Origin of the sequence: Desulfovibrio sp. X2, from assembly GCF_000422205.1 — a bacterium.
Classification (GTDB): Bacteria; Desulfobacterota; Desulfovibrionia; order Desulfovibrionales; family Desulfovibrionaceae; genus Alkalidesulfovibrio.
Window position 1 is genome coordinate 257,896 of the sequence record NZ_ATHV01000065.1, and the last position, 14,779, is coordinate 272,674.

Genomic DNA, 14,779 nt, shown 5'->3' on the forward strand with positions numbered 1-14,779 from the left:
GTCGACATTGCAAATTGAAAACCAAAACACGGGCAAGTCGGCAAAGAGACGGACGGCGCACATGGAAAACACCACCCGGGAAAAAAACGTTCAGCAATCGCTGATAGATGCCAAAACGTTCGAATATCTGGACAGGATCGCCAGACAGGTCGCCGAGAGTCCCGACGCGGTCATGCGCAAGGCCCTGGCCCTGTACGCCGGAGAGCTCGGCCTAGGCGGCGGGCGGCAAAAGGAACGCCGCCGCCATCTGCGCGCCAAGGTCTCCTTCCCCGCTGTCCTGCGCGTCTACCTGCCGGACACCATCCCCCTCTTCTACAAGGGACGCGTGGACGACTGCTCGCTCAGCGGCATCCGCGTGCGCATAGACAGCGGCGGGGACGGCATCTACGACAACCTGAACCTGGCCAGGCAGTTCGAGATCGCCTTCGCGGACGCGGCGGGCAAGCAGATGATCTCGGTCAAGTGCGACACGAGCCGCGTGGAATACCTGGACAGCGTCTACATCTGCGGCGAGTTCAGGAGCGTGACCGCGGGCGACATCGGCGCCCTCAGCCAGCTTTTGCCGCGGCAGAAGGACTGACGGGCCGTGACGGGCCGCCTGTCCCGGCGTGCCCCGGCCGGCCGCCCGGAGCGGAGACCGCTCAGCGGCCCTTGAGGGAGATGTTGTGTTTCTGGAGCAGTTCGTAGAGCCTGGCTCTGGAAAGGCCGGACATCTTGCAGGCCTTGCGCACCGAGCTGCCGCAGATCCCCACCAGCTCCTTGAGGTACATTTCCTCCATGGAATTGATGGTCACCTTGCGCACGTCGCGCAGCTTCTGCAGCTGGCAGCTCCCCGGCGCGTACACGGCCAGGGGGGCCTTTTCCCTGGCGCGCTCCCGCGGGGCCGCGTCGTCGCTGGCCTCGATCTTGCCCGCGGCCACGAACATGCGGATCTCGATGGGGAAGTGGTAGGGGTTCAGGACGTCGTCGTAGATGGCGTTGTGCACCGAGCTGTAGACCACGTTGGCCAGCTCGCGCACGTTGCCCGGCCAGTCGTAGCGCAGCAGCACGTCCAGGAAGTCCTGCGAGGCCTTCTTCGCGGGAATGGACTGGTTGGCGCAGGTCTTCTCCACGTAGTAGTCGATGAGCAGGGGGATGTCGCCCGCGCGCTCGCGCAGCGCGGGCAGCTTGATGACGTGGGTGCGCAGCCGGTAGTAGAGGTCGCTGCGGAACCTGCCCTGCCGGACCATCTCCTCCAGGTCGCGGTTGGTGGCCGCGATGAGCCGGAAGTCGCTCGAGATCTCCCGCTTGGAGCTGAGCGGCCTGAACTTCTTCTCCTGCAGCACGCGCAGGAGCGACTTCTGGATGTCCAGGTCCAGGTCGCCGATCTCGTCGAGGAAGATCGTCCCGCCGTCCGCCTGCTTGAAGAGCCCTTCCCGCGCCTCCTGGGCGCCGGTGAAGGAGCCCTTCTCATGGCCGAAGAGCAGGCTCTCGGCCAGGGTCCGCGGCAGGTTGGTGCAGTCCACGACGATGAACTCGCGCCCGGCGCGCGCGCTGTTCTGGTGGATGGCCCGGGCGAAGAGCTCCTTGCCCGTGCCGGTCTCGCCGGTGATCAGGATGTTGCCCCCGCCCTGCGCGGCGATGGCCACCTGGTCCAGGCACTTCTCGAGCTGCGGGCTGTTGCCCACGATGGAGCTGCGCTCGAACTGCTTGTCGTTGCGCAGCGACTTCTTGGAGTCGCGCAGCCTGAGCGTCCGCTCGAGCAGCACCTGCAGCTCGCGGAAGCGGATGGGCTTCAGCAGGTAGTCCCAGGCGCCCGCGCGCAGGGCGCGCTCGGCCGAGCCTTTGTCGCCGTTGGCCGTGAGCACCGTGACCTCGGGCTTGCATTCCGTGTTCAGCACCTGGGCGATGAAGTCGAGTCCGTTCCCGTCGGGCAGGGAGACGTCCAGGAAAACCATATCGTAGCACGTCCGGCCTATGGCCTTCTCGGCCTCCCCGAGCGAGAGGGACGTGTCGCAGTCGTGCCCGAGACGCCGTATCATCTCCGAGAATGTCAGACAGAAGACTTCATGGTCGTCGACCAGAAGAATTTTCGCCATTGCCTCTCCTTGAACCACCTGTCGCCGAAAGCGATATCCGCAAACGGAAGCGGCTTCCGACCAGGACCGGCGTACCGCACGCCTGTCGGCCATGCGGGCGGCCGAGCACGTCGCGCCCGGAACCTCCTCACTTTGCGCGAAGCAGGGTACGACGCGGCATCACAGACCACCACGCTGCACTCTGAGTCACTTATTTTTTCGTATGCGGGAAAACAGGACCATTGGCAACAAAATATTCGGTCACGGCGTTCAGCCGCGTGTGCCCGATGCCCCGATTGCTCTTGTTTGCAGTCTTTTCTACCACGGCCGCCGTGTTTGGCACGATACTTTCATTGTTGACAGGTATCCGAAAAAACCACGACCCCCGGCACGTCATGATCGACGAAAAAAAACGCACCATGATCGAGATCAGCTCATCGGCATACGATGCCCTGTCGAACATTGCACGCGAGAACGGGACCAACGCGCCTGCCCTCGCAGAAGGAATCCTCAACAAATTCATAAATATGAGCAATCTTCACAAAAAGACCTCCGCGGAACGCCGCGCCTTCAGGCGCGAGCACATCATCCTCCCCGCAGTCATCTACATCCGGGACAAGGGGAAGAAGATCGGCTGGTACAGGGCGGCGAAGATATTGAACATATCCTTCTCCGGCGTCTGCCTGCAGATCGACAAAAACAACGTCCAGGGGCTGCTTTCGGAAAGCAAGACGGCCACGGACGACTTCGAGATCCTCTTCTCGTTCACCGACACCGGGCTTCCCGTGAGCTTCCGCTGCGCGGCCCAGCGTGTCGAGGAAAAGAGCGGCGAATACCTCATCGGCGCAAGCTTTTCCCAGACCGACCCGGGCAGCCACTCGATCATGCAGCGCTATCTCATGTAGGATACGGCGTTTTCCGGCAAACACGGAAGCGTCGCCGCGCCGGGCATGGACTGTAAATTTCCACGACAGTTTTTCCTCAAAACCTGACACTTTCGCCCGCCTCCCTTTCGCTCCTGCCTGCCTCTCAGGGCATCCTTCCGAGAATCGCGGACATCTCTGCGCGCCGCCCCCATCCTTGGGGAAAATCCCTGCGCCGCGTCGCTGTGCCCCCCTCTGGATGCCTGGCCGCCCGAACGGCGAATCCTGCCCACGCCTGCCCGGCGTCCCATTCACACGCGCCACGCGGCCGCCCGGCCCAAAAAAAGCGGGATCCCGCTGAGCCGGGGTCCCGCCGTGCACGTGCTCACGTGCTTATGACTGATGGGGAAGCCTCAGGAGGCGGCCTTTCCCCTACGCCTGCGCAGCCAGGGCAGGAGAGCGAGCGCCGGGCCGGCCAGCAGCAGGGTCGCGGGCTCCGGGGTCGCCGCCGCAGGGGGATCGTCCTGGACGGAACCGGGCATGGAGGGGTTGGGATCGCCGCTGGAGCCGACCAGACTGATGGGGGCGTCCGGAGTCGAGCCGTTGCCGGAACCGTCGCCGGAACCGCCGCCAGAACTGCCGCCGGAGCCGTCGGTACCTGTGGAAACGCCCGTGGAGGCCAGGGTCGGGACGGCCTTCGCGGTGCCCGTGGGAGTGCTGACACCGCCGCTGCCGCTGCCACCGCCACCGCCGCCGCCGGAGCCGGAGCCGCTGTAAGACATTCCGGCACCGCCGGTAGACCCGGCCGGGCTGCCGCTGGGCACGAAGCCCGAGGAGGCGTAGGTCAGGAAGACCGGGGCATCGAGCGAGGCCGGGTGGGGCGAGCGGCCGAACCCGTCGCGTCCCAGGGTGGACCAGGGATCCGTGTCCGCGACCGAGCCCATGAAATCGATGGGGTAGTCCGGTCCCGCGGGGCCCAAAGCCTTGGCAATCGGGCGTTTCGCGACATTGTCCGAGTGCCTGGAGGTGCCCCCGAAGCTTGCGCCGCGCAGGTTACTGACCACCTGCTGGGCGAGGCTCCAGCCCGGAATGATTATGGATTCTCCCTGTTCCGGCGGCTTCATCAAGAAGGCGCTGACCGAGACTGCGCCCAGGAAGGTCATGAAGACGATGGTCCAGATGAAGACAGTGCGACGTTTCATAAGCGTTCTCCTGTCCGGTTATGCCGAGGAGACAGCAAGAACCAAGCCAGATAGCTCATGAAGAATACGGCCTGATCGGAAAAGGCGGACTCTTGTAAAGAAAGGTCATCAGTTCTCGATCTCGTGCTTCTTGAGCAGGTCGTACATGGTCGGACGGCTGATGCCGAGCGCCTCGGAGGCCTTGACGATGTTGCCCTCGAACTTGGTCAGGGCGGCCAGGACCATCTTCTTCTCGATCATGGCCCGGGCCTCCTTGAGGGTCTTGTCCGTGAGCAGGAAGGAATCGTCCTGCCCGTTCCCGGTGCCGAAGCCCAGGTCCTCGGCGCTCACGCGCGAGGAGTTGGCCAGGACCACGGCGCGGCGCACCTTGTTCTCCAGCTCGCGGATGTTGCCCGGCCAGGTGTAGGACTCGAGGAAGGCCAGGGCCTCGGGCGTGAAGCCGGTGAGCTCCTTGCCCACCTCGCTGCTGATGCGGCGCAGGAAGTGGTCCGCGATCATGCGCACGTCCTCGCCGCGCTCGCGCAGCGGCGGCAGATGGATGTTGACCACGCTGATGCGGTAGTAGAGGTCCTCGCGGAACTGCCCGGCCTCGATGGCCCTCGGAATGTCCACGTTGGTGGCCGCGATGATGCGCACGTTGACCGTGATGTCCTTGCGGCCGCCCACGCGCTGGATGACCATCTCCTGCAGGAAGCGCAGGATCTTGACCTGGAGATTCACCGGCAGCTCGCCGATCTCGTCCAGGAAGAGCGTGCCGTTGTCCGCATACTCCACCTTGCCCTGCACCGTGGAGACGGCGCCCGTGAAGGCGCCCTTCTCGTGGCCGAAGAACTCCGACTCGAGCAGGTTCTCGGGGATGGCGCCGCAGTTGATGGAGACCATGGGCCCCTTGCGCCTGAGGCTCTTGGCGTGGATGGCCCGGGCCACGAGCTCCTTGCCCGTGCCGGACTCGCCCGAGATGAGGATGGGCACGTCCGAGGCCGCGACCTTGTCGATGAGCGCCAGGATGTTGCGCATGGCCCGGCACGAGCCCACGATGCCGCAGTCTTCCAGCGGCGCGGCATTAGCGCCGCCGCGCTCGCGCCCCTCGCGCTCGATGGCGTGCAGGTGGAAGGCGCGGCGCACGATGACCCGCAGCTCGTCGAGGTCGATGGGCTTCCTGAAGAAGTCGTAGGCCCCGGTCTTGATGGCGTTCAGGGCGTTCTCGCGCTCGTCGTTGCCGGTGATGACGATGATCTTGGCCGAGGTCCCGGCCTTCAGCATCTCCACGAGGCAGCGGAAGCCCTCCACCGAACTGTCCGTGTGCGGGGGCAGCCCCAGGTCCAGCGTGACCACGCCGGGCTGGACCTTCCTGAACTGCGCCAGGGCTTCGTCCACGTTCTTGGCGAAATGAAGATTGAACGATTCCGAGGCCAGCCCCCACTTGAGCTGGGTAAGCACGTCCTCGTTGTCGTCCACGATCAGCAGGTTGTCCATGTTCCTCGTCCCCTTTCCTCGCCCGAGCCCGCGCCGCAGCGGGGCCCGGCCGCGATCAATCCGCCCGGGAAGACCCCGGGTGCCGGGCGCCTCGGGGCGCCCCCGCCGCGTCCGGCTCGCCGGGGAGCCAGACGGTGAACAGCGAGCCCTTCTGCGGAACGCTCTCGACCTCGATGCGCCCGCCGTGGGCCTCGACGATCTGCTTGCACTGGTACAGGCCGATGCCCATGCCCTTGGCCTTGGTGGTCTTGAAGGGCACGAAGAGCCCGCTTTTCAGAAATTCCTCCGGGATGCCACAGCCCTCGTCCGCGACCCGGACGTAAGGGTCCTCGGCCCTGCCGACATCGACCGCGACGCGCTTGCCGTCGCCCGAAGCCTCCAGCGCGTTGAGGCAGAGGTTCAGGATGACCTTCTGCATCTCGTCCCGGTCCGCGAGGACTTCGACATCCTCTCCCGTATACTCGATCCGCTCGCGCTGCAAAAGGCTCGTGGCCTCGCGCGCCAGGGTCAGGAGCCCCACCCGGTCGCGCCTGAGCGTCTGCCGGTCCGGCAGGCCCTTGAGCTGCGAGATGAGGATCTTCATCTTGCTCACAGTGTTGCCCAGCGATTCCACCATGTCCTTCTGGAACTCCGGGATGGCGATGAACTTCTGCGCGTTCTCGGCCATCAGGGAGAGCGTGTAGACGTGGTTCTTCAGGTCGTGCAGGACGAAGGTGGAGACCTTGCCCATGACCTCCATCTCGCGCGCCCGGGCCAGCTGCTCGGCCAGGCGCATGTTGAGCAGCGCGGAGGCCACGTGCCGGGCCAGCGTCTCCATGAGCTCGAAGTCCTCCTCGTCGTACGGCTCGGACTTGTTGATCGGACGGCAGAGAAGGACGAAGCCGTCGAGCGACTCCTCGCGCATGAGCGGCACGGCGAACGAGGCGCCCGCCGCGCCCAGCCAGTCCCCGCTCTCGGTCCCACGGGCGCCCTCGGCCGTAGCGGCGGCCGCCATGAGCCCTGTCGCAACAGCCTCCTGCGCGGTCCCGTCTCCACCGGCGGCGGCCGCGGCCCTCCCTTCCTGGGCGGCCTGCCCGGCCGCGCCGACCGGGACCACGGCGCCCGTGGAGCGCAGACGCACCACCAGGGGGTCGTCCTCGCCCAGGCTCCCGGCCCGCGCGCCCATCTCCAGGGTCGATGCGGGCTGGTAGGCGTGGCTGCCGTAGTCGTAGAGGAAGAGCGCCGCGCCCTCGATGCCGAAGGTCTCGCAGTAGCCGGAAAGCGCGGCCTGCTGCAGGTCCTCCTGGCTGCGCGCCGAGGCCAGCCGCTCGGTGAGCTGCATCCACTGGATGCGGTAGTCGTACTTCTCCTTGTAGAAGTTGCGCTGCAAAAAGACCTTCACCTTGCGCCGCACCGTCTCGGAAAGGCTCAGGACCAGGAGGCCGAGCCCTGCGGCGTAGCCGAGGGCGAGCAGCATGGTCCGGCCGAGCGTGTCGCCGAAGTGGCGCGCGCCCTCGCCGATGACCCCGAGCCCCACCAGGTAGAGCCCCGCCACCACCAGGACCACGGACTTGTAGGCCAGGCGGCGCGAGAAGCTGATGCGGATGTCCGGGCCGCGCCGCGCGTCCGAGTACCACAGCAGGAGCACGCCCAGCAGCAGGGCCATGGCCCGGGCCGGGGCCAGGGTCATGTCGATGGAGCGGTAGAGCAGCCCCTGGCTGTAGTAGAGCAGCATGGCCGCGAGCACGGCGATGGCCCCGAGCAGGGTGAACTTGATGCGCCAGCGCCTGAAGTGCGCCGCGTTGGCCAGCGTGGCCTCCAGGTTGAAGAGGCTTAGGACCGTGAACAGGACGAGGCCCAGGTAGAAGTAAAAGGCCGAGGGCTCGAGGAAGAGCAGGTGCTCGTTGGCGAAGTCGGGCGAGTAGTAGTAGCCCTTCCAGGCGAGCACGCCCCCTGCCAGGGGCATGAGCGCGGCCAGCCCCAGGGTCAGGCGCTGCATGGCCGGAACGCCCCCGCTCTCGTACTCGCGGGCGTAGAGCGCGGTGAAGAGCAGCCAGGTGGGGCACATGGCGCCCTCTAAGACCACGCCCGTGCCGAGCCACAGGGAGGCCGCCTCCGGATGGAGCACGGCCATGAGGTCCGCCGTCTCGAGCCCGGCCGCGACCAGGAGCCCGGCCGCCAGCGCGCCGAAGGTCGCGCTGCGGCTGCCCCGCGCCACGCCCTGCAGCAGGTAGAGGCTGAAGATCGCGGCCAGCCCGGCCGCGCACAGCGTCATGGAGAGATAGAGGAGCCCCGTCTGCATGCTCTGCGTCCCCCTCCCTACGAGGGCAGGAAGTTCCTGATCACCGGATAGAAGTCCTCGATGAAGCGCATGCCGGTCTGGTAGGCCTGCTGCGGATTGCCCTGGATGGGCACCACGATGCGCACGAAGCTCTCGTCGCGGCGGCGATGGATGGCCGAGCTCAGAAGTTCCATGAGCTTCAGCGAGTACTCGTTGGTGAGCGAATGGCCGCGCACGTCGAACCAGTAGAGCATGAGGTCGTGCGTGTCGCCCATGCCGTAGACCGCCTTGACCAGCTTGAGCCTGTGCCCGTTCAGCTCGACGGTCGTGGGCTGCGAGGAGAGCTCCATCCAGCCGCTGCCGGGCAGGCAGTTCTTGGGCGAGTGGATGCCGCCCGTGGAGCGGCCGCCGTCGAAGTAGCTCAGGTAGAAGTCCACCCGGTTCCCGGCCGCGTCCATGTAGCGGCGGTTCAGGTAGTCGGTGGGCTTCAGCACCTGCAGCACGCCCGGGCTCAGGGTTGACTGCCCGATCATGCGCCAGGTGGCGTGCACGGCAGGAAACTCGAGGAAGGGCCGGTCGAGCGGCACCTCCATGTCGCGGTGCAGGAACATGTAGGCCCAGGAGCCTGCGAGCAGCAGGGCGACGACCAGAAAGCGCGTGCGGCGTATCATTTCGCAGTCCTTATTTCGCTGTCTTCTTGAGAAGGGTGCCCAGTCCCAGGAGCAGGGCCACGGCGGCCATGAACACGAAGAGCCCGGCGAACTCGTGGAAGAAGCCCTCCGCCGCGGCCGCGCCGAAGTAGCGCGAGAGCACGCCCGTGGCGATGACGCGCAGGGCGTTGGTGGCGATGGCGATGGGCAGGCTGGCCAGGATGAGGATGATCCGGTCGCGCTTGGAGGTGTGGAAGATGAGCGCGTAGGCCGCGGAGAGCGCCAGCAGGGACATGATCGAGCGCATGCCGCTGCAGGCGTCGGCCACCTCCAGCGTCAGGTCCGGGAACATGATGATGTTGCCCTCGCGCCAGACCACGATGCCCATGGCCTTCAGCGCCGTCACCGAGACGTCGGAGACGAAGAGCTTCAGGGGAAAGGCCACCACGTTGTAGATCACGTAGGGGATGGGGATCATGAGCACCAGGTAGAGCAGCGGCGTGAGCACGATGTCGAAGACCTGGCGGCCGAAGAGGTAGAGCGCGCTGCCGCCCAGGATGATGAGCAGGGAGAGGCGCATGGTGAAGAACTCCGAGGCCAGCCAGCCGAGCAGCAGGACGGCCACACCGCCGAGGATCACCGGCAGCCCGGCGTTGTTCGGCTGCACCTCGGCCTGGGCCAGGTCGCCCCGCCGCAGCCACAAAAGGTAGCCTGCGATGAGCGGCACCAGGAAGCCGTGCGAATAGTTGGGGTCCCGGATCCAGTCGCTGACCATCCCCTGGACGATGATGCCGTAGGTGACCCCGAGCAGCGCGACCAGGCCGAGCAGCTCGAACCTATACCGCCGCAGGCTTTCCGCAAAACTCATCCTTCCTCCCCGGCCTTCTCGGCCTTCCCGGCTCCGGCCGCCCCGGGCATGGTCCCGGTCCCGGCCGTCAGTCCGGCCACGTCCATGGCGTGGCGGTAGATGTCCTTCATGAATTCCTCCGTGGTCATGGACGAGACGCGGCCCCTGCCCGCCTCGGCGAGGCGGGCGCGCAGCCCCTCGTCCTGCCACAGGCCGAGGAGCGCGGCGCGCAGTCCGGCCGCGTCTCCGTAGTCGACCACCAGGCCGTCGCGGCCGTGCTCGACGTATCCCTCCGCCACCCGCGGCCCGACCACGATCGTCGGCTTGCCCAGGTACATGGAGTTGAGAAAGGTCTGCTGTCCGCCCGAGTGCAGGAGCCCCCCGCGCATGGGCACCACGGCCACGCGGCAGGTGGCCATGCGGCGGCGGAACTCCTCGTGGCTTACGCCCTGCACGGTCACGTTCGGCGGCAGCTCCAGGCCCGCGAGGCTCTCCTTCGCCGTGGTGGCGATGAACACGGGGATGGGCAGGCCGCGCGCGGCCTCGACCAGGACGCGATAGTCGCGGTCGCCGTTGCCCCCGGCGAAGACGAAGCCCTCGTCGCGCACGTCGAAGTCGTAGGACTCGAGCGTGATGTGGAAGGGCTGGTAGGCGAACTGCTCCTCCGGGATGCCGAACTCCCGCGCGTACTCGGCCACCTCGTGGCGTGCCCAGACCAGGAAGCGGTCCACGCTCCGCGCCGAGAGGCGCTTGTGCAGGCGCTTCAGCCATTGCACCAGGGGCCGCCCGTCGCGGTACCACAGGCAGTCGATCATCAGCGTGGGCACGCGGGGAAACGGCAGCAGCGACTGCATCCAGGAGAACCACTGCCCGATGGGGCCGCCGTCGATGACGGCCACGTCGTAGGCGCCGCGCATGCGGTACATGCGCCAGGCCACGGCCAGGGCCAGGAGATGGCGCCTTTTCGGGCTCATGGGGCTCTGCAGCACGTCCACACAGCGCGGATCGGCCACCTGCGTGCGGCTGCCCCAGAACTTGCCCTGCCTTCCGGCCACCGTGGTCAGGATCTTCATCACCGGCTCCCCCGCATCCTCACGCCGCGCTCTCACCGGCCGGTATCATCTCGTCGAAGAGACGCTCCACCTGCTGCGCCGTGCGGGCCGCGTCGAAGCGCCTGGACGCCTCCTGCCTGAAGGCCTGAAACTGCTCGCGCGCGCCGCCGGAGAGAAGCGAGGCCATGGCCCGGGTCAGGGCCTCGGGCTCGCCGCCCGGCACCACCAGGGCGGGCGTGTCGCGCACCACCTCGCGCAGGCCGATGCAGTCCGAAGCCACGAGCGGCACGCCGCTGATCAGGGCCTCCATGGGCTGCAGCGGGCAGGCCTCCCAGTTGGAGGGCATGACCACCGCGTCCAGGTCGCGGTAGATCTCGGCCACGTCGCGCTGGAACGGCAGGAAGACGATGCGCCCGCCCACGCCCCGCTCGGCCGCCATCCTGGCGTAGAAATCCTTGTAGTCCCCGGAGCCCACGGCCACGAGGCGGTAGTCGGGCCCCGCGGGCCTCTCCTCCTCGAGCCTCGCGAGCGCCGCCACGATCTTGTCGAACCCCTTCTGGGGCATGAAGCGGCCGAGGAAGCCGAAGAGGAAGACGTCCGCGGGAATCCCGTGGCGCGCGCGGAAGGCGCCGGGGGTGCCCGGCGCGAGAAAGATGGCGGGGTCGATGCCGTTCAGGATGGACACCTGCCGGACCCGCGAGGCGGCGAGCCCCGGGACCTGCTCCTGCAGATGGGCCAGGATGTCGCGGCTGACCGCGTAGACCGCGTCCACGGAGAGGATGGCGCGGTTCGTGGCCAGGCGCTTGAGCCTGCCCTTCACGCCCTGCAGCAGGCGGTCCTCCAGGATGCCGTGCACCGTGAGCACGTGCGGCCTGGAGAACGGGATGTTGGCCGCGCAGGCGATGACGGCCGAGATGAAGCCCTGGCTCTGGATCAGGTCGTAGCGCCGCCCGGCCAGGGTGCGCACGAGGCAGGAGAGGAGCCCCTTGACCGAGGGCGGCGAGAGGACGAGCCGAAGCCCCAGGGCCTCGGCGTCCGCCTTGAGCGCGCCGTCCTCGGGCGTGCTCGCCGCGAGGATCGTGATCTCCCAGTCGCCGTCCATGCGGCCGTAGACGTAGCGCATGTACGTCCGGATGCCGCCGAGCGGCCAGCGGGCCACGACCAGCAGTCGCCTATTCTTCGGCATCGTGGGCCTCATAGGCGCTCAGCTCCTGCTTGTAGAAGTCGTAGGCGAGCACGGTCAGGGCGGCGACCCACAGCCAGTTGTAGCGGTAGAGGTTGTGGTCGCCCCAGCCCTTGAAGAGCATGAGCACGATGGTCTGCATGACCGCCTGCCCGATCAGGGCCAGGAAGCCCATGCGCCTGAGGATGCCCTCGCGGGACTGGTCCGTGGCCCAGTCGGCGGGCCATTCGCGAGAAGCGCCGTCCTCCTCGTCCTCGGCCTCGTCCCCGGCAGGGGAGGAATGGGCGGCGTGCGCCGCCGGGGGATCGACGTCGCCCGCCGAGGCGGCGGCCGCCGCCTCCGTGCTCCCGAAATCCTCCTCCGGGGGGGCGTGCGCCTCGGCGTACTCCCGGGCGAGCGTCTTGCGCCCCTCCGTCATCCTGCGGCTCACGCTCCAGACCAGCCAGAGCAGGCAGCCGAAGGCCACCACCCCGGCAAGGCCGAGTTCGCCCATGGTCTGGCCGTAGAGGTTGTGGGCGTTCATGCCGTCGACCACGCCGGGCCAGCTGTAGGGAAAGTTCGAGGGGCCGATGCCCAGGAGCGGGTGCTGCGTGAAGACCTCGACCCCGTGCAGGAAGCCCTCGAGGCGGCCGGCGGCCGAGTTCTCAGCGCTGGCCGGGCCCACGTCCTCGAAGAGCGAGAGGAAGCGCGTCTGCAGGTCCTCGGGCATGAAGTTCCACGAGACGAGCAGCACGAGTCCGATGCACAGGGCCGAGCCCATCTTGCGCGAGCTGCCCAGCAGGACAAGCCCCAGGAAGAATAACCCCGTCATCATGCCACTGCGCGAACCGGTGAGGATGATGGCCGCGATGGCCATGCCCTCGTAGCCCCACAGCCCCAGGCGCAGCCACTTGTGCGGCAGCTTCATGCGGATGGCGGCCCAGGTCAGGGGCAGGGAATAGCAGATGGTGGCGGCGAACGAGTTGGGATCGCCGTAGGTGTTGTCCACGCCGCACAGGCGCGCGATGCCCATGCGCCAGACGTAGCGGCCGTGGAAGGTGAACTCCCACAGGGACTTGCCCACATAGATAGCCATGACGGCCGCGAAAGCCACGACCAGGTTGCGCAGGTCGCGCTCGTCGCGCACGGAGAGGATGACCATGAAATAGAAGATGACGTACTTCAGGTAGTCCTGGAACAGCAGCCAGGCCGGATCCCAACGGTAGGCCAACACTCCCGAGACCAGGAGCACGCCGGTGAAGAGGACGACCATGCCGTTGACCGGGCTCGGCACGAAGCGCTTCTCCTTGTTCAGGAAGGCGATGCCCATGAACATGAGCATGTAGACGCGCTCTATGTGCAGCTCGCCGAGGACGGGCCAGTACTCGTACGGCCGGAAGATGAGCAGGAAGAGGTAGCCCGCGAGCAGGAACGTGAGGAAGGACGTCCTGCCGGTGTCCTGGAACGCCTCGTCCGGCGCCGCCATCAGATTATAGTGCCCGGATCCGTTCGACATGGCGTGTGAACTGCTCCTCAAGGTTTTCGAAAAGCTTCTTGCGCAGCACGGCGCGGGTCGGCCCGAACCGCTGGCCCAGGCGCCTGAGCAGCCGCTCTCCCCTGCCCGGCTGCTCCGCCCGCAGCCGCAGGCAGGAGTCGTGCGCCAGGGTACGCGCGATCTCGTGCAGGCTCAGCCGCCCTTCGAGGGATTTCGCGAACAGGGCGCGCGCCACGGCGCGGTATCCGCCCGCGCACAGCCCCTCGATGGCCTGCTCGGGCACGCCCGCGTCGGCCAGGCCCGAGGCGAAGACGCCGCCGCCGTTGCAGACGTAGCCGGGGAAGCAGGCCACCCCGCTCTCCTCGAGCGTGCGCAGGGCCTCGTCCGTGTAAGGCTTGTTGGCGATGGGCACGATGTAGCCCGCGTCCACCGAGCCCACGTTGCCGGAGTGGATGGCGTCGGTGCGGGCCGCGGGCAGCAGGATGTCCACCGGACAGGCGTAGAGGCCGTCCCTGTCGTCCAGGAGGCCGCGCCCCAGGCGCGTGACGAAGGCGTCGCCGTGCTCCCTGCAGGCCGCGAGGACCTCGGCCGGATCGAAGCCCGACTCGTCGTAGCAGGCGCCCGTGGCCGTGGAGAAGCCGACCAGCCGGTAGCGGCTCATGTCCAGGCGGTCGATGAGATGCCAGGCCACGCGGCCGAAGCCCGCGATGGACAGGGACAGGGGGGAGGAGTCCTCCACCTGCGCGCGGACCGCCTCCAGCACCTGGGCCACGGACATGGCCGTGTAGTAGGAGGAGTCCGCGTGGTCGCCGATGGTGTATCCGGCTCCCTTGTAGATGTTCTGCAGGTCCGTGAAGCTGCAGTTCATGTCCATGCCCGGATAGTAGAGGCCGTGCGCGATGATGGGCCTGAGATGCCTGCCGAACTCGCGCAGGGCCTCGGCCTTCTCCTCGGGCGTCACGGAACCCGGCAGACGGATGCCGCACTTGGCCCCGCCGCGGCGCAGGCCGAAGAAGGAGTACTTGAGGGTCATCTCGCGGGCCAGGGCGTGGACCTCCTCGCGGCTCACGTCCTCGGTGATGCGCACGCCGCCGGAGCTGGTGCCGTGGATCGTGCTGTCCACGACCAGCACGGCGTCCGCCTGGTCGCTCATGCGCAGGCTGATCTCGAGGTTCTCCGCGATGCGGTCGAAGGCGTCGCAGGCAGCGCTCATGCGAACGCCCCGCGCGCCTTGCCCCGGGATGGAATCCGCGGCGACGCGGACGTCGCGGTGGACATGGTGGCTGGATCGCACGCCCGTGCGTGCCGCAGGATGTTCTTCAACAGCGTTCGCCCCCCGGCTCACGTGGAAGGTTGCCCACCGTTGCCCGTCCTCCCCTGCCGCTACCGGCTCCCGGCGCGTCGAGGGGACGGGATGGTGGTGTCGATGCAGGGGGGTACTTCAAGATTTATGCAAGGATGGACGCGCCGCGCGGAGAATAGATTCATATCCAATGAAAACGGCATATTGCAATGCTCATTAGGTCCTTTCGACCACGTCTTCCACTGTCTTCGGAGCGCTCGCGAGGGGTCGTTTCCCCGTTTCGAGGTACGGTTCTCCCGGACCCGTCCGAGAAAGTCGGACGCATTTGTCCGCGACAGCCCCGCCGCGCATTGCCGCAAGATGTCAACAGGCTGGAATCACAAGGCATGTCCGGCTCCGGATAGCTGGCATG

At 67.1% G+C, this 14,779-nt stretch carries 12 protein-coding genes; 2 read left to right on the top strand and 10 right to left on the bottom strand.

Features of this window, described 5'->3' with window-relative positions:
• Positions 1-61 precede the first annotated feature (61 nt).
• The gene (locus DSX2_RS16750) at positions 62-580 is read left to right on the top strand and encodes a PilZ domain-containing protein (protein WP_020882187.1); all 519 of its coding nucleotides are present in this window, start codon (positions 62-64) and stop codon (positions 578-580) included.
• 61 nt (positions 581-641) lie between these two features.
• Here the strand turns inward: DSX2_RS16750 and DSX2_RS16755 are convergent, their stop codons facing one another.
• Complete coding sequence (locus DSX2_RS16755; protein ID WP_020882188.1) at positions 642-2,078, bottom strand: sigma-54 dependent transcriptional regulator; 1,437 nt, start codon at positions 2,076-2,078, stop codon at positions 642-644.
• A gap of 506 nt (positions 2,079-2,584) precedes the next feature.
• Between DSX2_RS16755 and DSX2_RS16760 the strand changes: the two genes are divergently transcribed.
• On the top strand, positions 2,585-2,962 hold the full coding sequence (locus tag DSX2_RS16760) for a PilZ domain-containing protein (RefSeq protein WP_236615138.1): 378 nt from the start codon (positions 2,585-2,587) through the stop codon (positions 2,960-2,962).
• 371 nt (positions 2,963-3,333) lie between these two features.
• Here the strand turns inward: DSX2_RS16760 and DSX2_RS18455 are convergent, their stop codons facing one another.
• The 9 genes from DSX2_RS18455 to DSX2_RS16805 all read right to left on the bottom strand — a co-directional run bounded on the left by DSX2_RS18455 (position 3,334) and on the right by DSX2_RS16805 (position 14,277).
• Positions 3,334-4,122, bottom strand: a complete 789-nt coding sequence (locus DSX2_RS18455; protein WP_020882190.1) for a hypothetical protein — start codon at positions 4,120-4,122, stop codon at positions 3,334-3,336.
• A gap of 108 nt (positions 4,123-4,230) precedes the next feature.
• Positions 4,231-5,598, bottom strand: coding sequence for a PEP-CTERM-box response regulator transcription factor (gene prsR, locus DSX2_RS16770; RefSeq protein WP_020882191.1), 1,368 nt, complete (start codon positions 5,596-5,598; stop codon positions 4,231-4,233).
• Positions 5,599-5,653: 55 nt separating this feature from the next.
• Positions 5,654-7,879, bottom strand: coding sequence for an ATP-binding protein (locus DSX2_RS16775; protein ID WP_020882192.1), 2,226 nt, complete (start codon positions 7,877-7,879; stop codon positions 5,654-5,656).
• A 17-nt stretch (positions 7,880-7,896) separates the two neighbouring features.
• Positions 7,897-8,529 carry an exosortase C-terminal domain/associated protein EpsI gene (locus tag DSX2_RS16780; RefSeq protein ID WP_020882193.1) on the bottom strand — a complete coding sequence of 211 codons (633 nt, stop codon included), beginning with the start codon at positions 8,527-8,529 and terminating at the stop codon, positions 7,897-7,899.
• 10 nt (positions 8,530-8,539) lie between these two features.
• Positions 8,540-9,376 (bottom strand): exosortase A, encoded by an 837-nt coding sequence (gene xrtA / locus DSX2_RS16785; RefSeq protein ID WP_020882194.1) that lies wholly within the window; start codon positions 9,374-9,376, stop codon positions 8,540-8,542.
• A complete protein-coding gene (locus DSX2_RS16790) occupies positions 9,373-10,428 on the bottom strand; it encodes a glycosyltransferase (protein WP_020882195.1) in 1,056 nt (351 codons plus the stop codon). Before DSX2_RS16790 ends, xrtA begins: the two co-directional genes overlap by 4 nt.
• A gap of 19 nt (positions 10,429-10,447) precedes the next feature.
• Positions 10,448-11,593 carry a glycosyltransferase family 4 protein gene (locus DSX2_RS16795; RefSeq protein WP_152513001.1) on the bottom strand — a complete coding sequence of 382 codons (1,146 nt, stop codon included), beginning with the start codon at positions 11,591-11,593 and terminating at the stop codon, positions 10,448-10,450.
• Positions 11,580-13,085 carry an O-antigen ligase gene (locus DSX2_RS16800; protein WP_020882197.1) on the bottom strand — a complete coding sequence of 502 codons (1,506 nt, stop codon included), beginning with the start codon at positions 13,083-13,085 and terminating at the stop codon, positions 11,580-11,582. The genes DSX2_RS16795 and DSX2_RS16800 overlap by 14 nt, the downstream gene beginning before the upstream one ends.
• Entirely contained in the window at positions 13,060-14,277 is a 1,218-nt protein-coding gene (locus DSX2_RS16805) for a Glu/Leu/Phe/Val dehydrogenase dimerization domain-containing protein (RefSeq protein ID WP_020882198.1), read from the bottom strand. The genes DSX2_RS16800 and DSX2_RS16805 overlap by 26 nt, the downstream gene beginning before the upstream one ends.
• Positions 14,278-14,779 lie beyond the last annotated feature (502 nt).